At 65.6% G+C, this 3,912-nt stretch carries 4 protein-coding genes; all 4 read right to left on the minus strand.

Going from position 1 to position 3,912, the window contains the following annotated elements; all coding sequences use genetic code 11:
• Positions 1-377: 377 nt before the first annotated feature.
• Genes phoU through pstC form a run of 4 tightly spaced genes read right to left on the minus strand, consistent with a single transcriptional unit; the run spans position 378 to position 3,800 of the window.
• Positions 378-1,085, minus strand: a complete 708-nt coding sequence (gene phoU / locus QMX81_RS20560) for a phosphate signaling complex protein PhoU (RefSeq protein WP_070471813.1) — start codon at positions 1,083-1,085, stop codon at positions 378-380.
• A 30-nt stretch (positions 1,086-1,115) separates the two neighbouring features.
• Complete coding sequence (gene pstB, locus QMX81_RS20565; RefSeq protein WP_070471812.1) at positions 1,116-1,946, minus strand: phosphate ABC transporter ATP-binding protein PstB; 831 nt, start codon at positions 1,944-1,946, stop codon at positions 1,116-1,118.
• A 19-nt stretch (positions 1,947-1,965) separates the two neighbouring features.
• The gene (gene pstA, locus QMX81_RS20570; RefSeq protein ID WP_121041559.1) at positions 1,966-2,832 is read right to left on the minus strand and encodes a phosphate ABC transporter permease PstA; all 867 of its coding nucleotides are present in this window, start codon (positions 2,830-2,832) and stop codon (positions 1,966-1,968) included.
• Entirely contained in the window at positions 2,832-3,800 is a 969-nt protein-coding gene (pstC, locus tag QMX81_RS20575) for a phosphate ABC transporter permease subunit PstC (RefSeq protein WP_121041561.1), read from the minus strand. The genes pstA and pstC overlap by 1 nt, the downstream gene beginning before the upstream one ends.
• Positions 3,801-3,912: the final 112 nt, after the last annotated feature.

Below are 3,912 nucleotides of genomic sequence, written 5' to 3' on the forward strand. Positions count from 1 at the left end.
ATGTCCCCCGGTGGCGGCCTGCGGCCGGCGCCTCCTCCTTGAGTTCGCCCACAAGGGCATCGCGACCCAGCGACTCGAGACCCTGCGCGCCCACAGAAAGGCACGACTTCGCGGAGTCGTCCAACACGCGAGCCCCGTAGCGGCCGGCAGGCCCCTGGGCAAAATCAAGGAGGAGGCCGTCGCCGCGAGGCGCCGGCCGGGGGACATTTGCCGAGGGGCCTGCCGGTTGATGCGGGGCGTGACGCCCGCGGCAGGCCCAAGCGAAAACACTGGTGGATCCAAAGTACCGCTGAGGTGCTGTCGTGCTTTGGGTGAGGAACAAAAAAAACCGCCACCCGAAGGCAGCGGCTTTTGCTTTCCATTTTTGAAGCACGCGCTCAGACGTGATCGGTACTGCTGGTCTCGTCGCGCTTCTCGCGCGGCGGCAGCGCCTGCTCGCCATGCACCAGGAACCACACGTTCTCGGCGATGTTGGTCGCATGGTCGCCCACGCGCTCCAGGTTCTTGGCCATGAACAGCAGGTGGGTGCACGGGGTAATGTTGCGCGGGTCTTCCATCATGTACGTCAGCAGCTCGCGGAACAGCGCGGTGTACTGCGCGTCCAGGCGGGCGTCATCGTCGCGCAGCTCCAGCGCCGCGGCGGCGTCGTTGTCGCGGTAGGCCTCGATCGCGCGGCGCACCTGCTGTGCGGCCAGCCGGCCCAGCGCGCGCAGGCCCTGGATCTGCGGCAGCGGTGGCACCTTGCTCAGCGCGATCGAGCGCTTGGCCACGTTGGCCGCGTAATCGCCGATGCGTTCGATGTCGGCGGGAATGCGCAGGCCGGCCAGGATCTCGCGCAGGTCGCGTGCCATCGGCCCGCGCAGCGCCAGGCGCATCACGTCGTGGCTGATGTGCTGCTCAAGCTGGTCGATGGCTTCATCGTTGGCGATGATGCGCTGGGCGGCGTTCTCGTCGCGCTTCTCGATGACGTCCATGGACGCCTCCAGCTGCGCGACCGCCATCTCGCCCATGCGCACGATCTCGGCCACCAGGCGCTGCTGTTCTTCGTCGTAGCTCTTGACGATGTGGTCGTTGGGAATGCTCATGCGGTTCTATCCAGGGTTCGTGGGCCGGAATCAGCCGAAGCGGCCGGTGATGTAGTCTTCGGTCTGCTGCTTGTTGGGCTGCGAGAAGATCACTTCGGTGCGGTCGTGCTCGATCAGGTCACCCAGGTACATGAAGGCGGTGTAATCGGACACGCGCGCGGCCTGCTGCATGTTGTGGGTCACGATCACGATCGTGTAATCGTGCTTGAGCTCTTCCACCAGCTGCTCGATGCGGCTGGTGGAGATCGGGTCCAGCGCGGAGGTCGGCTCGTCGAGCAGCAGCACGTCCGGGCGCAGAGCCACGGCGCGGGCGATGCACAGACGCTGCTGCTGGCCACCAGACAGGCCCAGCGCGCTCTGGTTGAGCTTGTCCTTCACCTCGTCCCACAGCGCGCCCTGGCGCAGGGCCTGCTCGACGCGATCGGTCATCTCCGATTTGGAGAGCTTCTCGTGGTGGCGGATGCCATAGGCCACGTTCTCGAAGATGGTCATCGGGAACGGCACCGGCTTCTGGAATACCATGCCGACCTTGCTGCGCAGGCGGTTCATCGGGTACTTCGGCGAGAGGATGTTCTCGCCGTCCAGCATCACTTCACCGCGCGCTTCCAGCTTGGGGTACAGCGCGTAGATGCGGTTGAAGATGCGCAGCAGGGTGGACTTGCCGCAGCCGGAGGGACCGATCAGCGCGGTGACACGCTTTTCCGGAATCTCCAGGTCGATGCCCTTCAGCGCATGGAACTTGTCGTAGTAGAAATCCAGCCCGCGTGCGGCCAGCTTGATCGGCGCCGGGGTCTGCAGGCTTTCATGCGAGGCCGGGACCACGATGCGCTGCATCGGCACGGCGTTGGAGAGATCGTTCATGGCGATGTCCGTGGAAAGGTCAGTCATGGGAGATACGGTTGCGCAGCAGGATGCCGCGCGCGGAAAGGCTGACCAGCAGCACGAAGACGGTCAGCACCAGCGCGCCGGCCCAGGCCAGCACCTGCCAGGATTCATACGGGCTGCCGGCGAACTGGTTCATCACCACCGGCACCGAGGCCATCGGCTGGAACACGTTGCTGTTCCAGTACTGGTTGCCGAAGGCGGTGAACAGCAGCGGGGCGGTTTCACCGGAGATGCGGGCCAGTGCCAGCAGGATGCCGGTCACGATGCCGGCGGCGGCGCTGCGGTACAGCACCTGCACCGTCACCTTCCACTGCGGGATGCCCAGCGACAGCGCCGCTTCGCGCATCTGCGAGGGCACCAGGCGCAGCATTTCATCCGTGGTCCGCACCACCACCGGCAGCACGATGAATGCCAGCGAGAGCGCACCGGCGAAGGCCGAGAACTGGCCACCGGTCTGCATCACATACAGGGTGTAGACGAACAGGCCCAGTACGATCGACGGCGCCGAGAGCAGGATGTCGTTGACGAAGCGGACCACCGTGCCGGTCTTGCGGAAGTTGCCGTACTCGGCCAGCCAGGTGCCGGCCAGCACGCCGAGCGGCGTCCCGATGGCGATGGCCAGGCCGCACATCACCGCGCTGCCGAAGAAGGCATTGGCCAGACCACCGTCCTGCATCGGCGGCGGGGTCATCTTGGTGAACAGATCCAGATTGATGCCGGCCAGGCCCTTGGAGGCCAGCGTCCACAGGATCCAGCCGAGAAAGAACAGGCCGAACAGTGCGGTCAGGCAGGACATCAGCAGCGCGACCACGTTGACGATGCGGCGGCGCAGGTACAGCGGTTGGGCATTGGCGGTGGACATCAGTTGCCCTCCTTGCGGGCCAGGCGCATCAGCATCAGGCGGGCGATCGCCAGCACCACGAAGGTCACCAGGAACAACACGAAGCCGAGCAGCAGCAGTGCCGAGCGATAGGTTTCGGTGGCTTCGCCGAAATCGTTGGCGATCAGGGCGGCAATGGTGGTGCCCGGTTCAAGCAGCGACGGCGACAGGCGCACGCTGTTGCCGATCACGAAGGCCACCGCCATGGTTTCACCCAGGGCACGGCCGAGGCCGAGGAAGATGCCGCCGATCACCGCCGAGCGGGTGTAGGGCAGGACGATGTCCCAGCTCACTTCCCACTTGGTGGAGCCCAGCGCATAGGCCGATTCCTTCAGGCGGGTCGGCACGGTCAGGAACACCTCGCGCATCACCGAGGAGATGAAGGGGATCACCATGATCGCCAGCACGAAGCCGGCGGTGAGCACGCCGATGCCCAGCGGCGGACCCTGGAACAGCGGGCCGATGATCGGCAGCGTGCCCAGGTGATCATTGAGGAACGGAGTGACGTACTCGGTCATCACCGGGACCAGCACGAACAGGCCCCACATGCCGTAGATGATCGAGGGGATACCGGCCAGCAGTTCGATGGCGGTACCGACCGGGCCACGCAGCCAGCGCGGGGCGACCTCGGTCAGGAAGAAGGCGATACCGAAGCTCACCGGCACGGCGATGACCATCGCGATCAGGGCCGTGACCAGGGTGCCGTAGATCGGTGCGAGTGCACCGAACTTGTTCTCCACCGGATTCCATTCGGAGGAGTAGAAGAAGCTCAGGCCCTGCTCCTGCAGGGCATGGCGGCCGCCCCACAGCATCGAGAGCGCGGCGCAGGCCAGGGCGACCAGCACCAGGATGACGGTGGCGATCAGGACCCAGCGGAACAGTTTGTCGTTGCGGGCATCACGCAGGTCGCGGAGGGACGGTGCGGGAACAGGCTGGGCGATGGCATTCATGGCTGAGGCGGGGGCCCGAGTGGTGGTTCGGCAGGGTGGTGCGGCGAGGAAAGCGGGCCTGCGCTGTGCACAGGCCCGCTGTCTGGCTTACTTGAACTCGCTGGTCCAATAG

Origin of the sequence: Stenotrophomonas sp. PS02301 (assembly GCF_029959485.1) — a bacterium.
GTDB classification, from domain to species: Bacteria; Pseudomonadota; Gammaproteobacteria; order Xanthomonadales; family Xanthomonadaceae; genus Stenotrophomonas; species Stenotrophomonas maltophilia_Z.

Bases quoted from the DNA above. Each gene is read 5' to 3' on its own strand.
- phoU (WP_070471813.1), bottom strand. From the start codon at position 1,085: ATGAGCATTCCCAACGACCACATCGTCAAGAGCTACGACGAAGAACAG.
- pstB (WP_070471812.1), bottom strand. From the start codon at position 1,946: ATGAACGATCTCTCCAACGCCGTGCCGATGCAGCGCATCGTGGTCCCG.
- pstA (WP_121041559.1), bottom strand. From the start codon at position 2,832: ATGTCCACCGCCAATGCCCAACCGCTGTACCTGCGCCGCCGCATCGTC.
- pstC (WP_121041561.1), bottom strand. From the start codon at position 3,800: ATGAATGCCATCGCCCAGCCTGTTCCCGCACCGTCCCTCCGCGACCTG.